Raw genomic sequence first — 20054 nt, forward strand, 5'->3', positions numbered from 1 at the left:
GCTGGTGCGTGGCGCGCCGACGGTCTGTTCGGCCTGCGTATCCAGTGACGCTAGCCCTCGTATCGACGGTTGGGACGAAAACACCGAAACCGCTGCCCAGCAGCCCCGATGCCGAGCCGGCGGTCCGGCCACACGCCGGGCCGCCGACGGCGAAGTCGCGTATCGACCGAATTGTTCGGGCCCCGTTCGGTGAACAACTCCGGCAATCCGGCTGAAACCCATACGCAATTTCTGCGTCGGCAGTCGGCGGAATTCGTGCCGCACGGTTATTTCGAAAGCACTCCGCCGCGGATTCGGCGTGACCTGCGTCACTCGATGTATAACGATTCGATAACGTTGCCCGGGCCGCGGTCGGTCCGGCAGCTGCGGTGTTCGCGCTGGTAAGCAGGCGGTGGCCAGCGTTGCCCGATGTCAAACGTGAGCTGTCGCAACTTGATCCGCCTCTTCGGCTGTGTCTACGGTCTTGGCACCGAAGACCTGAAACCAAATGTGATCGATGACTGCTCGGTGGTGACTTTTACTCGATATGAATGGCGTACAAACTGCTCCGGAAATTCGTACCGGCGCACATAGTTGGGCCAGCGCGTTACGGCCGCCGCGAGGATCCGACGCCGTCGCAATTCGCGACCTGGTGGCCGAAACCGGTGTGCTGGACCTCAATTCGACCTATGCCTATCTGCTGCTGAGCACCGATTTCGCCGAGACGTCGATCGTCGCGGACGTCGACGGCCGGCTGCAGGGCTTCATCACCGGATATCGGCCGCCGCAGCGGCCGGACGTGCTGTTCGTGTGGCAGGTCGCCGTCGCGCCGTCCGCCCAGCGCGGCGGGCTGGCCGCGGCCATGCTCGACGCCCTGGTGGACCGGGTGCGCGCCGGGGGCGACGGTGCTCCGCTCACCGTCGAGGCCACCGTATCGCCGGGCAATGCCAGTTCACGCGCCTTCTTCGGCGCTTTTGCGCGCCGGCACGGTGTGGCACTGACCGAGCACCCGCACTTCACCGCCGATCAACTCGATCCCGATGGCGCCCACGAGGACGAACCGTTGCTGAGGATCGGGCCCATCGACCGTGCGAAAGCCGTCTGACCTGTCCGGCCGGTTCGTGTTCGATTCACCGTATTTCACTGAAAATTATTGGAGGACAATACTTTGCTGCTCGATACCCCGCTGACGACCGCTCCGGCCCTCACCGAAGCCGACCTACCTTCGGTGTTCTCCACCGTCGAATCCGAGGTACGCAGCTACTGCCGAAACTGGCCCACTGTCCTGACCACCGCCAAGGACTCCTGGGTGACGGACAGCGAGGGTCGCCGCTACCTCGATTTCTTCGCCGGTGCGGGTGCACTGAATTACGGGCACAACAACGCCCAGCTCAAGGGTGCGCTGCTGGAGTACCTGAGCGGCGATGGCATCGTGCACTCGCTCGACATCGCGACGGCGGCCAAGCAGAACTTCCTCGAAACGTTCGACCGACTGATCCTCAAGCCCCGAAAGCTGGACTACAAGGTCCAGTTCCCCGGGCCGACCGGGGCGAACTCGGTGGAATCGGCACTGAAACTGGCGCGCAAGGTGACCGGGCGTGAGTCGATCATCAGCTTCACCAACGCATTCCACGGGATGACGCTGGGCGCACTGTCGGTGACCGGAAACTCGATGAAGCGGGCCGGAGCCGGAATCCCGTTGGTGCACGCGACGCCGATGCCCTACGACAACTACTTCGGGGGAGTCACCGAGGATTTCCACTGGTTCGAGCGGGTGCTCGACGACTCGGGCAGCGGACTCAACCGTCCCGCGGCGGTGATCGTGGAAACCGTGCAGGGCGAGGGCGGCCTCAACGTGGCGCGCCTGGAGTGGCTGCAGGAACTGGCGAACTTGTGCCAGAAGCGCGAGATCCTGCTCATCGTCGACGACGTCCAGATGGGTTGCGGACGCACCGGTGAGTTCTTCAGCTTCGAGGCCGCGGGCATCGTGCCCGATATCGTCACGCTGTCGAAGTCGATCAGTGGTTACGGCCTGCCGATGGCGCTCACCCTGTTCCGCCCGGAACTCGACGTGTGGGCGCCGGGGGAGCACAACGGCACCTTTCGTGGACACAACCCGGCATTTGTCACGGCCACCAAGGCGATCGAAACATACTGGAAAGACCACGAATTCGCGTCCGAAACCGCCGAGAAGGGCAAGCTGCTGCGCGACGGTCTCGACAAGATCGCGCTGTCGCATGACGGGGTGTCGGCCCGCGGCAGGGGTATGGCGCAGGGCCTCAAGTTCGATGACGCAGACCTTGCCGCCGACGTGTGCCGGGCCGCGTTCGAGCGCGGCACCCTGATGGAGACCAGCGGTCCGTCCGACGAGGTGGTGAAGCTGCTTCCGCCGCTCACCACCTCACGCAGCGATCTGGAGTCGGGCCTGGAGATCCTGGCCGAATCCGTCGCCGCCACCGTCTAGACACCGACAGGCCAGAGCAGAGAGGGATAACAATGATTGTTCGTACCACCGCCGAGATCACCGGGACCGACCGCGACGTGGCCGCCGAATCCTGGCGCTCCAAACGGATCATCCTGGCCGGCGACGGCGTCGGATTCTCGTTCCACGAGACGACCATCGAGGCATCCTCGGTCCACGACTTCCACTACCAGCACCACGTCGAGGCGGTGTGGGTCGTCGAGGGCAACGGGACCCTGACCAACCTGGAGACCGGTGAGGTCCACCCGCTCGCGCCGGGCACCATGTACCTGCTCAACGGGCACGAGCGGCACCGGGTCGCCTGCGATGAGCAGCTGCGCATGTTGTGTGTGTTCAACCCGCCGGTGACGGGCAAGGAGGTCCACGACGAGTCCGGCGCCTACCCGGCACCGCAGGAGGTGGCATGAGCGCGGCGCTACAGGACCCGTACCCGACCCGGATCGACCATGCGATCGCACCGATCGAACGCCGCGAGCCCGCGGTGTGGGGTGCCGCGGGCAATGGACCGTTAGCAGCCCAGGAGCTGGATTCCTTTGCCGCGCAGGGCTATCTGATCCGGCCGGACTCCGTCGCCGAAGACATGCTGTCGCCGCTCGGACGCGAACTGGAACGCCTGGCAGCCGAACTCGACGATGACGACCCCAGGGTGATCCGCGAGCCCGGCGGCTCCATCCGCTCCATCTTCGCGCCACATCTGGTCAGCGAGCTCGTCTCCGAGGTGGTGCGGCTGGACACGGTGCTGCCCGTCGCGCGCCAGCTGCTCGGCAGCGACGTGTACATCCACCAGGCCCGGATCAACCTGATGCCGGCGTTCACCGGTACCGGTTTCTACTGGCACTCCGATTTCGAGACCTGGCACGCCGAGGACGGCATGCCGCAGATGCGCGCGGTGTCGTGCTCGATCGCGCTGACCCGTAACTATCCCTACAACGGATCGCTGATGGTGATTCCGGGATCGCACCGGACCTTCTATCCGTGCGTGGGCGCCACTCCGGAGAACCACCACAGTTCGTCGCTGGTCGCCCAGCAGTTCGGGGTGCCCGACGAGAACACCCTGACCAAGGCGGTCGACGGGGACGGTATCGAACAGTTCACCGGCGCAGCCGGTTCGGCGCTCTGGTTCGACTGCAACCTGCTGCACGGGTCGGGCTCGAACATCACTCCGCTGCCGCGCTCGAACGTCTTCCTGGTGTTCAACTCCGTCGACAATCAGCTGTCCGCGCCATACGCCGCGGACGGGATCCGGCCCGAGTACCTGGCGGCCCGGCGCACCCGCTCGCTCGGGCTCCCCGCGCCATCGGCATGAGCTGCCGATAACAGCCGCTACCACGTCCCCTAGGGTGGCCCTATGCAACGGATCATCGGCACCGAGGTCGAATACGGCATTTCCTCGCCGTCGGACCCGACGGCGAATCCGATCCTGACCTCGACTCAGGCGGTGCTGGCCTACGCGGCCGCCGCCGGGTTACAGCGCGCCAAGCGCACGCGCTGGGATTACGAGGTGGAATCCCCGCTGCGCGATGCCCGCGGATTCGACCTGTCCCGGTCGTCCGGGCCGGCGCCGATCATCGACGCCGACGAGGTCGGCGCGGCGAACATGATCCTGACCAACGGGGCCCGGCTCTACGTCGACCACGCGCACCCGGAGTACTCGGCTCCCGAGGTCACCGACCCGATGGACGCGGTGATCTGGGACAAGGCCGGCGAACGCGTCATGGAGGCCGCCGCACGGCACGTGGCCAGCGTGCCCGGAGCGGTCAAGCTGCAGCTCTACAAGAACAACGTCGACGGCAAGGGCGCCTCCTACGGCACCCACGAGAACTATCTGATGTCACGCCAGACGCCGTTCTCCGCCGTCATCGCCGGGTTCACACCGTTCCTGGTGTCGCGCCAGGTGTTCACCGGGTCCGGGCGCGTCGGCATCGGCCCGTCCGGCGACGAGCCCGGCTTCCAGCTGTCCCAGCGGGCCGACTACATCGAGGTCGAGGTCGGACTGGAGACCACCCTCAAACGCGGCATCATCAACACCCGAGACGAACCGCACGCCGATGCCGACAAGTACCGGCGCCTGCACGTCATCATCGGTGACGCGAACCTCGCCGAGACGTCGACCTATCTGAAGGTCGGCACCAGCTCGCTGGTGCTGGACCTCATCGAAGAGGGACCCGCGCACGGTATCGATCTGTCCGATCTGGCGCTGGCCCGGCCGGTGCACGCCGTGCACGTGGTCAGCCGCGACCCGTCGCTGCGCGCCACCGTCGCACTCGCCGACGGCCGCGAACTGACCGCGCTTGCGCTGCAACGGATCTACCTGGACCGGGTGGCCAAGCTGGTGGCCGCCCGCGATCCGGACCCGAGGGCCAACCATGTCCTGGAGACCTGGGCGCACGTGCTGGATCTGCTGGAACGCGACCCGATGGAATGCGCCGAGATCCTGGACTGGCCTGCCAAGCTGCGACTCCTCGAGGGTTTCCGGCAGCGGGAGAACCTGACCTGGTCGGCCCCGCGGCTGCACCTGGTGGATCTGCAGTACTCCGATGTGCGCCTGGACAAGGGCTTGTACAACCGGCTGGTGGCACGCGGGTCGATGCAGCGCCTGGTGACCGAGCAGCAGGTGATCGACGCCGTCGACAACCCGCCGACCGACACCCGCGCCTACTTCCGCGGCGAATGCCTGCGGCGGTTCGGCGCCGATATCGCCGCGGCAAGCTGGGACTCGGTCATCTTCGATCTGGGTGGAGATTCACTCGTCCGGATTCCGACGCTGGAACCGCTGCGCGGCAGCAAGGCACACGTCGGTGCGCTGCTGGACTCGGTGGACAGTGCCGCCGAACTGGTCGAGCAGCTCACCACATAAGCTGCGCTATCCCAAGCATTGCCGGTGTTGACCGGTAGTGTGAAAGAACCGGACGAGCAATCAGGAGGCAGCGATGGCTCAGGAGCAGACCAAGCGTGGCGGCGGCGGTGGCGAGGACGACGACGCCAGCGGCCCTTCGGCGGGCGGCCAAGAGCGCCGCGAGAAGCTGGCCGAGGAGACCGACGATCTGCTCGATGAGATCGATGACGTCCTGGAAGAGAACGCCGAGGACTTCGTGCGCGCCTATGTTCAAAAGGGCGGCCAGTGACGGCCTGGTCGAATAAGCCTTTCACCAATCCGCTCGATCTCACGTCATCACATCTGAATCTGTCGTCCTTCTCGGATTTTCTGAGCAGGCAGGCACCGGAGTTGCTTCCGGGCGGTGTCTCGCACGCCGTCCCCAGTGGTGGTGGTGTCGATCTGCCGCACGGCACGACGATCGTGGCGCTCAGGTACCCCGGCGGGGTCCTCATCGCCGGTGACCGGCGCGCCACCCAGGGCAACATGATCGCCAGTCGCGACGTGCAGAAGGTGCACATCGCCGACGACTACGCGGCCACCGGCATCGCGGGCACCGCGGCGATCGCCGTCGAATTCGCCCGGCTCTACGCGGTGGAGCTCGAGCACTACGAAAAGGTCGAGGGTGTTCCGCTGACCTTCCGCGGCAAGGTGAACCGGCTGGCCACCATGGTCCGCGGCAACCTCGGTGCGGCCCTTCAGGGTTTCGTCGCGCTACCCCTGCTGGTCGCCTTCGATGTCGACGCGGTCGATCCGGTCAACGCCGGTCGCATCGTGTCCTTCGACGCGGCCGGTGGCTGGAACATCGAGGAAGAGGGCTACCAGGCAGTGGGTTCGGGATCGCTGTTCGCCAAGTCGTCGATCAAAAAGCTGTACACGCAGGTGACCGACGCCGATACGGCGCTCAAGGCCGCCATCGAGGCGCTCTATGACGCCGCCGACGACGACTCGGCCACCGGCGGACCGGATCTGGTGCGCGGTATCTACCCGACCGCCGTGCTGATCGAAGCTGCCGGCGCCGAGGAAGTGACCGAGGCCCGGATCGCGGGGCTCGCGCACGAAGTCATCGAGCGCCGGACGCGTACGGACGGGAACGCCTGATGAGCTTTCCGTACTTCATCTCGCCCGAGCAGGCGATGCGTGAGCGTTCTGAGCTTGCCCGCAAAGGCATTTCGCGCGGACGCAGTGTGGTCGTACTGGCCTACGACAGCGGTGTGCTGTTCGTGGCCGAGAACCCGTCGCGGTCCCTGCAGAAGGTCAGTGAGCTCTACGACCGGGTCGGCTTCGCCGCCGTCGGACGCTTCAACGAGTTCGACAAGCTGCGGGTGGCCGGTATCCAGTTCGCCGACACCCGCGGCTACGCCTACGACCGCCGGGACGTCACCGGCCGGCAGCTGGCGAATGTGTACGCCCAGGCGCTCGGCACCATCTTCACCGAACAGGCCAAGCCGTTCGAGGTGGAGCTGTGTGTCGCCGAGGTGGCGCATTACGGGGAGACGAAAGCCCCTGAGCTGTACCGCATCACCTACGACGGCTCGATCGCCGACGAGCCACATTTCGTGGTGATGGGTGGCACCACCGAGCCGATCGCCACCGCGCTGGGGGAGTCCTTCACCGAGAACGCCAGTTTGGCCGACGCGGTGAAAATCGCGGTGAACGCCCTGCGCGCCGGTGGTAGCGGCAGCGAACCCCGGGTGCTGGAACCGTCCACCATGGAGGTGGCGATCCTGGACGCCGGCCGTCCCCGTCGTGCGTTCCGGCGCATCACCGGGGCCGCGCTGGAGGCCCTGGTGCCCGACACGGAACCGGATCAGCCTGCCGCGGAGTAAGGCGCAACGAACCGGCGGGAAACGAACCGCCGTGCAGCCTTGCGCACCGTTACCGATACCCAACCCGTAAGCTCGATCATGTGCAGCGACGGATCATGGGAATTGAGACTGAATTCGGGGTGACCTGCACGTTTCACGGTCACCGGCGGCTCAGTCCGGACGAGGTTGCCCGCTATCTGTTCCGGCGGGTGGTGTCCTGGGGCCGCAGCTCCAACGTCTTCCTCCGCAACGGGGCGCGGTTGTACCTCGATGTGGGGTCACATCCGGAGTACGCGACGGCCGAGTGCGACAACCTCGCCCAGCTCGTCACGCATGACCGCGCCGGTGAGCGGGTGCTCGAAGATCTGCTGATCGATGCCGAGCAGCGGCTGGCCGATGAGGGCATCGGCGGCGACATCTACCTGTTCAAGAACAACACCGACTCCGCGGGCAACTCCTACGGCTGCCACGAGAACTACCTCATCGTGCGGGCCGGCGAGTTCTCCCGGATCTCGGATGTCCTGCTGCCGTTCCTGGTGACCCGTCAGCTGATCTGCGGCGCCGGAAAGGTGCTGCAGACCCCCAAGTCGGCCACCTTCTGCCTGAGCCAGCGCGCCGAGCACATCTGGGAGGGCGTGTCGAGTGCGACGACCCGTTCCCGCCCGATCATCAACACCCGCGATGAGCCGCACGCCGACGCCGAGAAGTACCGCCGGCTGCACGTGATCGTCGGTGACTCCAACATGAGCGAGTCCACCACCATGCTGAAGGTCGGGACGGCCTCGCTGGTGTTGGAGATGATCGAGGCCGGCGTGGCCTTCCGGGACTTCTCGCTGGACAACCCGATCCGGGCCATCCGCGAGGTGAGCCACGATCTGACCGGGCGCCGCCCGGTGCGGCTGGCGGGCGGTCGGCAGGCCAGCGCGCTGGACATCCAGCGTGAGTACTACGGCCGTGCGGTGGAGTACCTGCAGACCCGTGAACCGAACACCCAGATCGAGCAGGTCGTCGATCTGTGGGGTCGCCAGCTCGACGCGGTGGAAAGCCAGGATTTCGCGAAGGTCGACACCGAGATCGACTGGGTGATCAAGCGCAAGCTGTTCCAGCGCTACCAGGATCGCTACAGCATGGAGCTGGCCGATCCCAAGATCGCGCAGCTCGACCTCGCCTACCACGACATCAAGCGTGGCCGCGGGGTGTTCGACCTGCTGCAGCGCAAGGGGCTGGCCGCGCGGATCACCACCGACGAGGAGATCGAAGCCGCGGTCAACACCCCGCCCCAGACCACCCGGGCCAAGCTGCGTGGCGAGTTCATCAGCGCCGCACAGGAAGCGGGCCGGGATTTCACCGTCGACTGGGTGCACCTCAAGCTCAACGACCAGGCTCAGCGCACCGTGCTGTGCAAGGACCCGTTCCGCTCGGTGGACGAGCGGGTCAAGCGGCTGATCGCGAGCATGTGAGCGGGTCGCGCCGGGATCGCGGCCGCTGCACGCCCTAAGCTGCTTTGGTGCCGACATCCAAGGTCGAAAGACTGATGAATCTGGTGATCGCACTGTTGTCCACCAGTTCCTATCTCACCGCGGAGAAGATCCGCAAGAACGTGGCCGGCTACTCCGACAGCGCCAGTGACGAGGCGTTCTCGCGGATGTTCGAGCGTGACAAGAACGAACTGCGCGACCTGGGCATCCCGCTGGAGACCGGCAGGATGTCCTCGTTCGATGCGACCGAGGGTTACCGCATCAACCGGAAGGCCTACGCGCTGCCGCCGGTCGAGCTGACCGCCGAGGAGTCGGCCTCGGTCGCGGTCGCAACGCAGCTGTGGCAGTCCCCGGAGATGGTCACCGCCACCCAGAGCGCCCTGCTCAAGTTGCGTGCCGCCGGCGTCGACGTCGATTCCGAGGACGCCGGAGTGGCGTTCACCTCGACCGCCGCACTGCCCGGACTGCGCGGCTCCGAGGAGGTGCTGGGAGTCCTGTTGGCCGCCAGCAATTCCGGGCGGGTGGTGCAGTTCGAGCACCGTCCGTCCCGCAACGATCCGTACCGCACCCGCACGGTGGAACCGTGGGGCGTGGTCACCCATCGGGGGCGCTGGTATCTGGTCGGGCACGACCGGGACCGTGCCGACACCCGCACCTTCCGGTTGTCGCGCATCACCGGCGCCAAACCCATCGGGCCGGCCGGGGCGGTGACCCCACCGGAAGGGGTGAATCTGCGACAGATCGTCCAGCGGGTGGTGGCCGATGTCCCCACCGGCGAGCGCGCCCGGGTGTGGATCGCCGAGGGGCGGGCCACCGCACTGCGCCGCCAGGCCGCCACGGCGACCCCGAGCGTGTGGCGGGGTCGTGCCGGGGAGGAGATCACCGTCGACATCGGCATGTACGACCGGCTGGCACGGGAGATCGCCAGCTATGGCACCGATGCCGTGGCACTGGATCCGCCGCAGTTGCGCGAGGACGTGGTGGCGCGGTTGCGCGGGCAGGCGGAGCGCGCATGAGTCAGGTCTCCAGCCGGCTGGTCCGGTTGCTCAACATGGTCCCGTACTTCAAGGCCAATCCCCGGGTGACCCGCGACGAGGCGGCTGCGGCCCTCGGTGTGACCCGGAAACAACTCGACGCCGATCTCGAACAGCTCTGGCTGTGCGGACTGCCCGGATACGGCCCCGGCGATCTGATCGACTTCGACTTCACCGGCGACACCATCGAGGTCACCTTCGCCGCCGGGGTGGACCATCCGTTGCGGCTGACCTCGCCCGAGGCCACCGGCATCCTGGTGGCGTTGCGCGCCCTGCTCGATGTGCCGGGCATGGTCGATCCGCGGGCCGCGCGCTCTGCGATCGCCAAGATCGAATCTGCCGCAGGCACCGCCGGGGCCGTCGGAAACGCCGAACTGGAGAGCGACGAGCCCGAGAGCGCGACGGCCGCCGCGGTGCGTGACGCCGCCCGTACCGGCAAGGCGCTCTCGCTGGAGTACCACTCGGCGTCCCACGACACGGTGTCGAGCCGCATCGTCGACCCCATCCGGGTGGTGCTGGTCAGCGACCGCAGCTATCTGGAGGCGTGGTGCCGCACCGCCGAGGGGGTGCGGCTGTTCCGGTTCGACCGCATCGTGGACGCCCAGGTGCTCGACGAGCCCGCCCGGCCGCCGGCGCCTGCGGTGCAGGCCGGACCCGACACCGCGCTGTTCGACGCCGACGCCGAGGATCCCTCGTTGCACTCGGCACGCCTGCTCATCGACCGCTCGGCGGAATGGATGTTCGACTACTACCCGTTGCGGGTGATCACCGAGCTCGCCGACGGTGCCTGCGAAGCGGCCATGACCTACGCTTCCGATGAGTGGATGGCCCGGTTCGTATTGGGCTTCGGATCGGCGGTGCGGGTGTTGACACCGCAGTCGCTGGCCGAGAAGGTCCGCGAGACCGCCGCGGCTGCGGTACGCGCTTACGAAGACGAGTAGACTCGACCACAACTTGCGGAGGTGTTTGAATTGGGCGGTCTTCAACCGTGGCACTGGCTGATCGTTATCGCGGCTTTCATTCTGTTGTTCGGTGCCAAGAAGCTCCCGGACGCAGCGCGTTCTCTGGGTAAGTCGATGCGCATCTTCAAGTCCGAGATCAAAGAGATGCAGGCCGACGGCGCCGACAAGCCGGAAGCCGCGCCGCTTCCCGCCACCCCGGTCACCTCGGAGCGCGTGGAGACACCTGCGCCCGAGCAGTCCGGCGACAAGCGACCGGCCTGATAGCTGCCAAGTCCGTCCCATCGCGGTGTGATGTCGCGTCGATAGGGCGCGCCTGCCTGCATCGACGTTAAGGCTGCCCGTGCACCCCCCTGGAATTTTCAAGAGGTTCGACCCGCGCCAACGACGCGCCCGGGCGAATCCCGACGGCACCATGTCGCTGGTCGATCATCTCGCCGAACTGCGCAACCGGCTGCTGATTGCGACCGCGGCGGTGGTGCTGACCACGATCGTCGGTTTCTTCTGGTACACCCACGGCGTCTTCGGCTTCCACAGCCTCGGCGAGTGGCTTCGCGGTCCGTACTGTTCGCTGCCGGAGTCCGCGCGCGCCACCATCGCCCCCGACGGGCAGTGCCGATTGCTGGCCACCGGTCCGTTCGACCAGTTCATGTTGCGGCTGAAGGTCGCCCTGACCGCCGGGATCGTGCTGGCCTGCCCGGTCTGGCTGTATCAGCTCTGGGCGTTCATCACCCCGGGCCTGTACCGCAAGGAACGGCGTTTCGGCATGGCGTTCGTCGGGGTGGGCGCTGTGCTGTTCATCGGCGGCTCAGTGCTGGCCTACGTGGTGTTGTCCACCGCGTTGAGCTTCCTGCTCACCGTCGGCAGCGACGTCCAGGTCACCGCGCTCTCGGGTGATCAGTACTTCGGCTTCCTGATCAACCTGCTGCTGGTGTTCGGGATCAGCTTCGAGTTCCCGCTGCTGATCATCATGCTCAACGTGATCGGCGTGCTGCCCTACGCGAAACTCAAGGAGTGGCGCCGCGGCCTGATCTTCGCGCTGTTCGTGTTCGCCGCGTTCGCGACGCCGGGTTCCGACCCGTTCTCCATGCTGGCGCTCGCGCTGGCGCTGACCGTGCTGCTCGAGTTCGCCATCCAGGTCACCCGCGTGCACGACAAGCGCAAGGCCCGCCGCGAGGCGCTGGCCGAGGTCCCCGAGGATGAGGCTGCGCCGATCCCGGCCGCCGAACCGATCGCGCCGCCGACCGCGGTGTCCTCCCAGAAATTGTTCGACGACGATGTCACCTGAGTCCGGGCCGCCTGAGTCCGGTCCGGAACTGCTCGGTTTCGCCGCGCAGCTTCCCTTCGGCCTCGATCCGTTCCAGGTACGTGCCTGTGCCGCTCTGGAGTCCGGCCACGGAGTGCTGGTCTGCGCACCGACCGGAGCCGGCAAGACCGTCGTCGGCGAGTTCGCGGTGCACCTGGCACTGGCGGCGGGCCGGAAGTGCTTCTACACCACCCCGATCAAGGCGCTGAGCAACCAGAAGCACCTCGACCTCGTGCGCCGCTACGGCGCCGACCGGGTCGGGTTGCTCACCGGGGACCAGTCGATCAACTCCGACGCCCCGGTGGTCATCATGACCACCGAAGTGCTGCGCAACATGCTCTATGCCGACTCGCCGGCACTGCAGGGGCTTTCCCATGTGGTGATGGACGAGGTGCACTTCCTGGCCGACCGGATGCGCGGCGCGGTGTGGGAGGAGGTCATCCTGCACCTGCCCGAAGAGGTGCGACTGGTCAGCCTCTCCGCCACGGTGAGCAACGCCGAGGAGTTCGGGGGCTGGATCCAGACCGTGCGCGGGGACACCACCGTGGTGGTCGACGAGCACCGACCGGTTCCGCTTTCTCAGCACATGATGGTCGGCAAGCGACTCTTCGACCTGTTCGAGGGTGGTGGGCAGACCACCCTGGTGGACCCGAACCTGCTGCGTCACATCGCGCACCGCCGTGAGGCCGACCGGCTGGCGGACTGGCAACCGCGGGGCCGCAACCGGGGCAGGCAGGGCCGCCCGACCGTGCACCGGGGGCCGTCGCGACCCGATGTCATCGCCACCCTGGATGCCGAGGGACTGCTTCCGGCAATCACTTTCGTCTTCTCCCGGGCCGGCTGTGATGCGGCGGTCAAGCAGTGCCTGCGCGCACCGCTGCGACTCACCAACGACGAAGAACGCGCCCGCATCACCGAGGTCATCGACCGGCGGTGTGCCGACCTCGCCCAATCCGATCTGGGCGTGCTCGGCTACTACGAGTGGCGCGAGGGCCTGTTGCGGGGGCTGGCGGCCCATCACGCGGGCATGCTGCCGGTCTTCCGGCACACCGTCGAGGAACTCTTCACCGCGGGGCTGGTGCGGGCGGTGTTCGCCACCGAGACACTGGCTTTGGGCATCAACATGCCCGCCCGCACCGTGGTGCTGGAGCGCCTGGTCAAGTACAACGGCGAGCAACACGCCCCGCTGACGCCGGGGGAGTACACCCAGCTGACCGGGCGCGCGGGTCGCCGCGGGATCGACATCGAAGGTCACGCGGTGGTGCTGTGGCACGCCGATGACAACGCCGCCGAACCCGCCGAGGTCGCCGGTCTGGCCTCGACACGCACCTTCCCGCTGAAGAGTTCCTTTGCGCCGTCGTACAACATGACGATCAACCTGGTCCAGCAGATGGGCCCGGACCTGGCGCGCCAACTGCTGGAACGGTCCTTCGCGCAGTACCAGGCCGACCGTTCGGTGGTGGGCCTGGTGCGAGGCGTCGAACGCGGGGAGCGCATGCTCGCCGAGATCGCCGCCGAGCTGGACCCCGAGATGCTCGAATACGCGCGCTTGCGTGCCGAGATCAGCACCCGGGAACGCGCTCAGTCGCTGGCATCGCGGCTGCACCGGCGCCGGGCGGCCGACGAGGCGCTGGCCGGTTTGCGCCGCGGCGACATCATCACCATCACCCAGGGCCGCCGGGGTGGGCTGGCCGTGGTCCTCGAACCCGCCCCCGACAGCGACGACCCGCGGCCGCTGGTCCTCACCGAACATCGCTGGGCCGGGCGTATCTCGTCGGCCGACTACTCCGGGGCGTCCACCCGGCTGGGATCGATGACGCTGCCCAAGCGCGTCGAGCACCGCCAGCCCCGGGTGCGCCGTGACCTGGCATCGGCGCTGCGGTCGGCGGCCGCCGGCCTGGATGTGCCGTCCCGGCGCCGGGAGCAGGGCGGCGTCGACCGTGATGTGGACCCCGAACTGGCCGGGCTGCGTGACCAACTGCGCCGCCATCCCGCCCACGGCGCGGCCGACCGCGAGGCCCAGGTCCGTGCGGCCGAGCGCTATCTGCGCATCGAACGCGACAACGAGCAGATCCGGCAGAAGGTCGCCGCCGCCACCAATTCCCTGGCGCGCACGTTCGACAAGATTCTGGTGCTGCTGACCGAGCGGGGCTTCATCGATCCGGCCGGCGACACGCCGAAGGTCACCGAGGACGGGCGGCTGCTCGCGCGGATCTACAGCGAGAGTGACCTTTTGGTCGCCGAGTGCCTGCGCCAAGGCGTCTGGGAGGGTCTGGCACCGGCCGAGCTGGCGGCCGTGGTGTCCGCGGTGCAGTTCGAATCGCGCGGTGACGGCACCGGCCCGCAGGGCCTGCAGATCCCGACGGGGGGCATCCGGCGCGCGCTGGCGGGCACCCGCCGGCTGTGGGCCCAGATCCGCAGTGACGAACAGCGGCAACGCATTGCGCACAGCCGCGAACCCGACGACGGCTTCGTGGCCGCCATCCACCAGTGGGCCACCACCGGTGATTTGGCCTCCTCACTGGCGGCATCCGATGTCAGCGGCAGCGGATCCCCGCTGTCCGCGGGAGATTTCGTGCGGTGGTGCCGTCAGGTCCTGGATCTGCTGGACCAGGTCCGCAATGCCGCCCCCACACCGGCGCTGCGGACAGCGGCGAAACGCGCCATCACCGACATTCGACGAGGCGTCGTAGCAGTTGATGCAGGGTAGTGTGGCGGCGTAGAACGAGCCCGGATCAAGGAGACACGATGAGCGGACCGCAGGGATCTGACCCCACGCAGGCGTGGTCAGGCCAGCCGCCGCAGTCCGGCGGTGCCCCGTCACCGGGTGAACAGCCCGCCTGGCAGCCGCCGCCCACACCCGAGCAGCCCGCCGGCGATGCCCCGGCCTGGCAGCAGCCCGCCTACCAGCAGCCGCAGGCGCCGCAGCAGTACCCGCAGTATCAGCAGCCCGCGTACAACCCGCCCCCGCAGGGCGACCAGTACGGCCAGCAGCCCACGGGGTACGCGCCGCAGGGGTACCCGCAGTACGGTCAGCAGCCCGGTCAGCCCTACGGGCAGCCCCAGTACGGCCAGCCGCCCCAGTACGGCCAGCCCGGTCAGTACGACCAGCAGCAATACTCGCCCTACGGGCCCACCGGCTCCGAAGAGGGCTCGAAGAAGTCGCTGGCCGTCATCGGCACCGTGATCGGTGTGCTGGCCGCGGTGATCGTCGCGGTGGTGCTGGTACTCGGTTTCTGGAAGCCCGGATTCTTTGTCACCACCACGCTGGACGTCGATGCCGCGCAGACCGGTGTGCAGCAGATCCTGACCGACGAGGCCAACGGATACGGCGCCAAGAACGTCAAGGACGTCCAGTGCAATGACGGTGTCAGCCCCGAGGTGAAGAAGGGCGACACCTTCACCTGCCAGGTCAGCATCGACGGCACCAAGCGTCAGGTCACCGTGACGTTCCAGGACGACAACGGCACCTACGAGGTCGGCCGCCCGAAGTAGTCCACGCTCTCTCGACGAATGCCCGCGATACGCCGTATCGCGGGCATTCGCGTGTCAGGGCAGCTTGTCGAGTGCCTTCTGCAGACGCCCGATCGATGACACCACGCCGTACTCCTCGGCCAGTGCCACCACCCGGGCCGGGTCGGCCGCGGACAGCGGCAGGACGTCGGACGATGTGGACAGCGCGACAGGGGCATCCACGGCGACCCGCACCACCGGTTCGGCGGCGATGATGTACTCGTCGGCGGCGAGCAGCTTCTTGCGTTGGGCGGCAGGCATTTTCGATGACGGATCGGCGGCGGCCGCGACGATCGCGGACAGCGAGCCGTGCTGGGCCATCAGAGTCGCCGCGGTTTTCTCGCCGATGCCCGCCACCCCGGGCAGCCCGTCCGACGGGTCGCCGCGCAGCAGCGCCAGTTCGGCGTAGGCCGGCCCGGCACGTTCCACCGGCACCCCGTAGGTATCGGCGACCTCGGTGGGCCCGAACAGGATCGCCTTGCTCAGGCCGCGGCCGATGTAGAACACCCGCACCGCGACCGGGTCGTCGCCGACCAACTGCAGCAGATCCCGGTCCCCGCTGACCACGATGACGGGGTCGCGGCGCTCGGCGGCGGCAAGCGTGCCCAGCACATCGTCGGCCTCGTATCCCGGTGCGCCCGCTGTGGTGATGCCGAACGCGTCGAGCACGGCCATGATCATGTCGACCTGCGGGGTCAGTTCATCGGGCACCTCCTCGACGTCCGGGGCACCGTCGGGGCGGGCCTCCTCGACGCGGTGCGCCTTGTACGACGGGATGCGGTCCACCCGCCACTGCGGCCGCCAGTCCAGATCGAGACAGACCACCAGCCGGGCCGGCCGATGCTGGGTGACCAGGGTGGAGACGGCATCGAGGAAACCGCGCAGCGCGTTGACCGGCCGGCCGTCGGGGGCGGTGATCGAGGACGGCACCCCGAAGAACGAGCGGAACCACATGCTGGCGCCGTCGAGCAGCAGCACCGGCCGATCGGCCGTCATGATGACTGCACCCGGAAGACGTAGGAACCCACCGTGACCAACCTGTCCTCATTTCCCTCGTCGTAGAGCTGCACCCGCACAGCGACGGTGCCGTCGGCGCCGGGAAGCCGCTCGGTCTGCACCCGGAACGGTCCGGCCTTGCCGCGCGCCAGGAACATCACATGCGCCGAGACGCCCTGCACGTCGCCTCCCGCGGCATCGATCGCCGCCGTCTCCAGGATCACGAACTGCGGCCCGATGTGCAGGGCGGCATCGGGGGAGGCGACCTCGGCCGACAGTTCCGGCAGACCCCACAGCCCGTCCTCGCGCCGGAATCCGCCGAACACCTGCCACAGCGGAGGCAGATCGGGTGAGTCGACCACCTCGATGTTGTCGACCTCCAGCTTCTGCAGGCCGTCGGGCGGCACACCGATGCTCACCCCCTGGCCCTCGATCAGCGCGAGTACCCGCTCGGGCCGGTCGGCGTCGACAATCGTGGCCCGGCTGTAACCGAACTGCCTGCCCTGTTTCAGTGGCTCGGAGACGATCTCGATGCGCCGCACATCGTGGCCGGGGTCGAGGATCTGACAGGAGTGGATGACCGGGTTCGGCACGGCCTCCAGATCCGACATGTGCCCGCTCTCGGGTGCCGAGATGCCGAGCACCGCGAACAGCAGTCCGCCACGGGCATTGCGCATGTCGTGGCGCACCGTCACGGTGTCCTCGACGTCGCGCGGGTCCATCGAGGCGTACATCCGGCCGATGTAGCGGTAGCTGAGCAGCCCGCCCCACCGTCGTTGCAGCTCCTCGGCGTAGGCCTCCTGCTGATCGGTCAGCTCCCGGATATCCCTCAGCATCGCCTGACAGTAGCGTGAGGTATGACCTTCACTGTGGATCGCATAGACCACGTCGTGCTGAATTGCCGTGATACCGAAGCCACCATCGACTGGTACGTCAGGGTGCTGAACATGCGCCGCGAGGAGTTCGGCGCCGGCCGCACCGCGCTGGCATTCGGCGCCCAAAAGATCAATGTGCGGCCCACCGGGGCACCGAACTGGGTGACCGCGGACGCCGATGTGCCGGGCTCGCTGGATCTTTGCTTCATCGTCGACGCCGACGCCGCCACGATCGGTGCGCATCTGCAGGCCTGCGGGGTGCAGATCACCGAAGGGCCGGTCGCCAAGACCGGTGCGCTGGGCCCGATGACCTCGCACTACTGCCGCGACCCCGAGGGCAACCTGGTCGAGGTCGCCACCTATCGCGGGCATGACTAACCTCGTCCCCATGGACAGCAGTCGTTTCAGCACCGAGGTCTACGCGCAGCGCGTCCGGGCGGCCGCCGCAGGCGCGGCGAGCGCCGGGCTTGCCGGCCTGGTGATCACCCCCGGCTACGACCTGCGCTACCTGGTGGGCTCACGGGCGCAGACCTTCGAGCGGCTCACCGCGCTGGTGCTGCCCGCCGATGGGTCGGCGCCCACCGTTGTGGTCCCGCGCCTGGAGCTGGCCGCGCTCCGCGAGTCCGCGGTGACCGAAATCGGTGCGACGGTGCAGGATTGGGTGGATGGCGAGAATCCCTACGAGCTGGTCGCGCAGGCACTGCGGGGATCGGGCGTGTCGCCGGTGACCGTCGCCGTCACCGATTCGATGACGGCCCTGCACCTGCTGCCGCTGGCCGACGTGCTGGGCGCGGTGCCCGTGCTGGCCACCGACGTGCTGCGCAAGCTGCGGATGATCAAGGACCCGGCCGAGGTCGACGCGCTGCGCAAGGCCGGCGCGGCGATCGACCGCGTGCACGCGCGGGTGCCGGAGTTCCTGGTGCCCGGCCGCACCGAAGCCGACGTCGCTGCAGATATCGCCGAAGCCATTGTCGCCGAAGGCCATTCGGAGGTGGCGTTCATCATCGTCGGATCCGGCCCCAACGGGGCGGACCCGCACCACGAATGCTCGGACCGCGAGCTGCAGGTCGGCGACATCGTCGTCGTCGACATCGGCGGGCCGTATGCGCCGGGCTACAACTCCGACTCGACCCGCACCTACAGCATCGGTGAGCCCGACGCCGAGATCGCCCGCCGGTACGCGGTGCTGCAGCGCGCCCAGGCCGAGGCCGTCGGGTCGGTCCGCCCGGGCATCACGGCCGGTTCGGTCGATGCGGTCGCGCGCGATGTGCTGGCCGCCGAAGGCCTGGCCGAGGTGTTCGTGCACCGCACCGGGCACGGTATCGGCCTGTCGGTGCACGAAGAGCCCTACATCGTCTCCGGGAACGAGATCACCCTGGAGCCGGGTATGGCGTTCTCGGTGGAGCCCGGCATCTACTTCCCGGGCCAGTGGGGCGCGCGGATCGAGGACATCGTCATCGTCACCGAGGACGGCGTGGAATCGGTGAACCAGCGTCCGCACGACCTGGTCGTGGTGCCGGTCTGAGGCTCAGGCCTCGCTGCGGTCCAGCAGCGTCGAGGATCCCAGCACCCGCTCGATCCGAACCTCGATGACCACCCGGCGCGGGTTCGCCCGCGGGGTCCGGTAGCGCTGGGCATAACGCAGCTCGGCATCGCGCACATCGTCGGCATCGCCGCTGACGGTGGCCGCGCCTTCCAGCGACAGCCAACGGGCGCCGTCGACCTGGCTGAGCACCGCGACTCCACGCTCCTTGGCGTTGACCGCCTTCTGCGAACCGCCGGTGGTGATCACCCGGGCGATGTGCGTGGTCGGGTCGAAGGTGAAACCTACCGCCACGACGTGCGGCGAATTGTCACCCCGCAGCGTGGTCAGCATCGCCAGATGACGCTCTGTCAGAAATGCCAGCGCGTCGTTGGTGAGTCGGGTTGTTGCCTTGCGACCAGATGCAGCCATCGGGGTCCACGCTAGCGCAGGACATAATCACAGCCATGGAGGACACGGGACTCGTCGTCATATTCGGGGGGCGCAGCGAGATCGGCGTGGAACTGGCGCAGCGGATTGCCGGCGGGCGGACCGTCGTCCTGGCCGCGCGCCGCGCGGACGATCTGACCGCACAGGTGGCGGCGGTCCGGTCTGCCGGGGCCACCGGCGTACATGTCCAGGAGTTCGACGCCGACGACACCACGTCCCACCGGGAGCTGGTCGAGGCGATCGAAACCGCGTACGGCCCGATCGCCACCGCGGTCCTGACCTTCGGGGTGCTCGGTGATCAGGCGCGCGCCGAGGCCGATTCCGGCCACGCGGTCGCGGTGGTGCACACCGACTACGTGGCCCAGGTGAGCCTGCTCACCGTGCTGGCGGACACGATGCGCCGCGCCGGCGGTGGGGACCTGGTGACCTTCTCCTCGATCGCCGGGGTACGGGTGCGCCGAGCCAACTACGTGTATGGATCGGCCAAGGCGGGCGTGGACGGTTTCTGCAGCGGGCTCGCCGACGCACTGCACGGTTCCGGGGTGCGCCTGCTGGTGGTGCGTCCCGGTTTCGTGGTCGGGCGGATGACCGAGGGGATGACGCCGGCGCCGTTCTCCAGCACCCCGGCCCAGGTCGCCGCCGCGACGGCGAAGGCACTGGCCGGCGGGCGGCGCACGGTGTGGATCCCGTGGCAGGTCGGCGCCATCGCCGCAGTCTTCAGGATGTTGCCCGGACCGATCTGGCGGAGGTTGCGGCGATGAGCGCCTGCGCGAAGAG

At 67.9% G+C, this 20054-nt stretch carries 21 protein-coding genes; 18 read left to right on the forward strand and 3 right to left on the reverse strand.

From position 1 onward, the window contains the following. The first annotated feature begins 526 nt into the window (after positions 1-526). The 15 genes from ectA to ASE48_RS01755 all read left to right on the forward strand — a co-directional run bounded on the left by ectA (position 527) and on the right by ASE48_RS01755 (position 15416). Complete coding sequence (ectA, locus tag ASE48_RS01685; protein ID WP_057165261.1) at positions 527-1084, forward strand: diaminobutyrate acetyltransferase; 558 nt, start codon at positions 527-529, stop codon at positions 1082-1084. 63 nt (positions 1085-1147) lie between these two features. Further along, the gene (gene ectB / locus ASE48_RS01690; protein WP_057165571.1) at positions 1148-2443 is read left to right on the forward strand and encodes a diaminobutyrate--2-oxoglutarate transaminase; all 1296 of its coding nucleotides are present in this window, start codon (positions 1148-1150) and stop codon (positions 2441-2443) included. A 32-nt stretch (positions 2444-2475) separates the two neighbouring features. Continuing rightward, positions 2476-2868 carry an ectoine synthase gene (locus tag ASE48_RS01695; RefSeq protein WP_057165262.1) on the forward strand — a complete coding sequence of 131 codons (393 nt, stop codon included), beginning with the start codon at positions 2476-2478 and terminating at the stop codon, positions 2866-2868. Then, on the forward strand, positions 2865-3767 hold the full coding sequence (gene thpD, locus ASE48_RS01700; RefSeq protein ID WP_057165263.1) for an ectoine hydroxylase: 903 nt from the start codon (positions 2865-2867) through the stop codon (positions 3765-3767). Before ASE48_RS01695 ends, thpD begins: the two co-directional genes overlap by 4 nt. A 42-nt stretch (positions 3768-3809) precedes the next feature. Beyond that, the gene (gene dop, locus ASE48_RS01705) at positions 3810-5318 is read left to right on the forward strand and encodes a depupylase/deamidase Dop (RefSeq protein ID WP_057165264.1); all 1509 of its coding nucleotides are present in this window, start codon (positions 3810-3812) and stop codon (positions 5316-5318) included. Between the two features lie 73 nt (positions 5319-5391). Next, a complete protein-coding gene (locus tag ASE48_RS01710; protein ID WP_057165265.1) occupies positions 5392-5586 on the forward strand; it encodes a ubiquitin-like protein Pup in 195 nt (64 codons plus the stop codon). After that, a complete protein-coding gene (prcB, locus tag ASE48_RS01715; protein ID WP_235570587.1) occupies positions 5583-6437 on the forward strand; it encodes a proteasome subunit beta in 855 nt (284 codons plus the stop codon). The genes ASE48_RS01710 and prcB overlap by 4 nt, the downstream gene beginning before the upstream one ends. After that, positions 6437-7165: a proteasome subunit alpha gene (prcA, locus tag ASE48_RS01720; protein WP_057165266.1), complete on the forward strand. Its 729-nt coding sequence runs from the start codon at positions 6437-6439 to the stop codon at positions 7163-7165. The genes prcB and prcA overlap by 1 nt, the downstream gene beginning before the upstream one ends. Before the next feature lie 80 nt (positions 7166-7245). After that, positions 7246-8604, forward strand: a complete 1359-nt coding sequence (pafA, locus tag ASE48_RS01725) for a Pup--protein ligase (RefSeq protein ID WP_156408997.1) — start codon at positions 7246-7248, stop codon at positions 8602-8604. 47 nt (positions 8605-8651) lie between these two features. After that, positions 8652-9638 carry a helix-turn-helix transcriptional regulator gene (locus tag ASE48_RS01730; RefSeq protein ID WP_057165267.1) on the forward strand — a complete coding sequence of 329 codons (987 nt, stop codon included), beginning with the start codon at positions 8652-8654 and terminating at the stop codon, positions 9636-9638. After that, on the forward strand, positions 9635-10597 hold the full coding sequence (locus ASE48_RS01735; RefSeq protein ID WP_057165268.1) for a helix-turn-helix transcriptional regulator: 963 nt from the start codon (positions 9635-9637) through the stop codon (positions 10595-10597). The genes ASE48_RS01730 and ASE48_RS01735 overlap by 4 nt, the downstream gene beginning before the upstream one ends. A 30-nt stretch (positions 10598-10627) precedes the next feature. Further along, positions 10628-10879, forward strand: a complete 252-nt coding sequence (gene tatA / locus ASE48_RS01740; RefSeq protein ID WP_057165574.1) for a Sec-independent protein translocase subunit TatA — start codon at positions 10628-10630, stop codon at positions 10877-10879. A 79-nt stretch (positions 10880-10958) separates the two neighbouring features. Then, entirely contained in the window at positions 10959-11903 is a 945-nt protein-coding gene (gene tatC / locus ASE48_RS01745; RefSeq protein WP_057165269.1) for a twin-arginine translocase subunit TatC, read from the forward strand. After that, entirely contained in the window at positions 11893-14631 is a 2739-nt protein-coding gene (locus ASE48_RS01750; protein ID WP_057165270.1) for a DEAD/DEAH box helicase, read from the forward strand. Before tatC ends, ASE48_RS01750 begins: the two co-directional genes overlap by 11 nt. 38 nt (positions 14632-14669) lie before the next feature. After that, positions 14670-15416, forward strand: coding sequence for a DUF4333 domain-containing protein (locus tag ASE48_RS01755; RefSeq protein WP_057165271.1), 747 nt, complete (start codon positions 14670-14672; stop codon positions 15414-15416). Positions 15417-15470: 54 nt separating this feature from the next. Here the strand turns inward: ASE48_RS01755 and ASE48_RS01760 are convergent, their stop codons facing one another. Continuing rightward, positions 15471-16430 carry a 5'-3' exonuclease gene (locus ASE48_RS01760; RefSeq protein ID WP_057165272.1) on the reverse strand — a complete coding sequence of 320 codons (960 nt, stop codon included), beginning with the start codon at positions 16428-16430 and terminating at the stop codon, positions 15471-15473. After that, complete coding sequence (locus tag ASE48_RS01765) at positions 16427-17266, reverse strand: hypothetical protein (protein WP_057165273.1); 840 nt, start codon at positions 17264-17266, stop codon at positions 16427-16429. Before ASE48_RS01765 ends, ASE48_RS01760 begins: the two co-directional genes overlap by 4 nt. A gap of 21 nt (positions 17267-17287) precedes the next feature. Between ASE48_RS01765 and ASE48_RS01770 the strand changes: the two genes are divergently transcribed. Together ASE48_RS01770 and ASE48_RS01775 are read left to right on the forward strand one after the other, a co-directional pair. Further along, positions 17288-17683: a VOC family protein gene (locus tag ASE48_RS01770; protein WP_057165274.1), complete on the forward strand. Its 396-nt coding sequence runs from the start codon at positions 17288-17290 to the stop codon at positions 17681-17683. Positions 17684-17693: 10 nt separating this feature from the next. Beyond that, positions 17694-18830 (forward strand): M24 family metallopeptidase, encoded by a 1137-nt coding sequence (locus ASE48_RS01775; protein WP_057165275.1) that lies wholly within the window; start codon positions 17694-17696, stop codon positions 18828-18830. 3 nt (positions 18831-18833) lie between these two features. Here the strand turns inward: ASE48_RS01775 and ASE48_RS01780 are convergent, their stop codons facing one another. After that, positions 18834-19259, reverse strand: a complete 426-nt coding sequence (locus tag ASE48_RS01780; RefSeq protein ID WP_057165276.1) for a F420-dependent biliverdin reductase — start codon at positions 19257-19259, stop codon at positions 18834-18836. A gap of 35 nt (positions 19260-19294) precedes the next feature. On the opposite strand from ASE48_RS01780, the gene ASE48_RS01785 reads away from it, so the two are divergent. Further along, entirely contained in the window at positions 19295-20038 is a 744-nt protein-coding gene (locus ASE48_RS01785) for an SDR family NAD(P)-dependent oxidoreductase (RefSeq protein WP_057165277.1), read from the forward strand. Positions 20039-20054 lie beyond the last annotated feature (16 nt).

Source organism: Mycobacterium sp. Root265 (assembly GCF_001428895.1).
In the GTDB taxonomy this organism is placed as follows: Bacteria; Actinomycetota; Actinomycetes; order Mycobacteriales; family Mycobacteriaceae; genus Mycobacterium.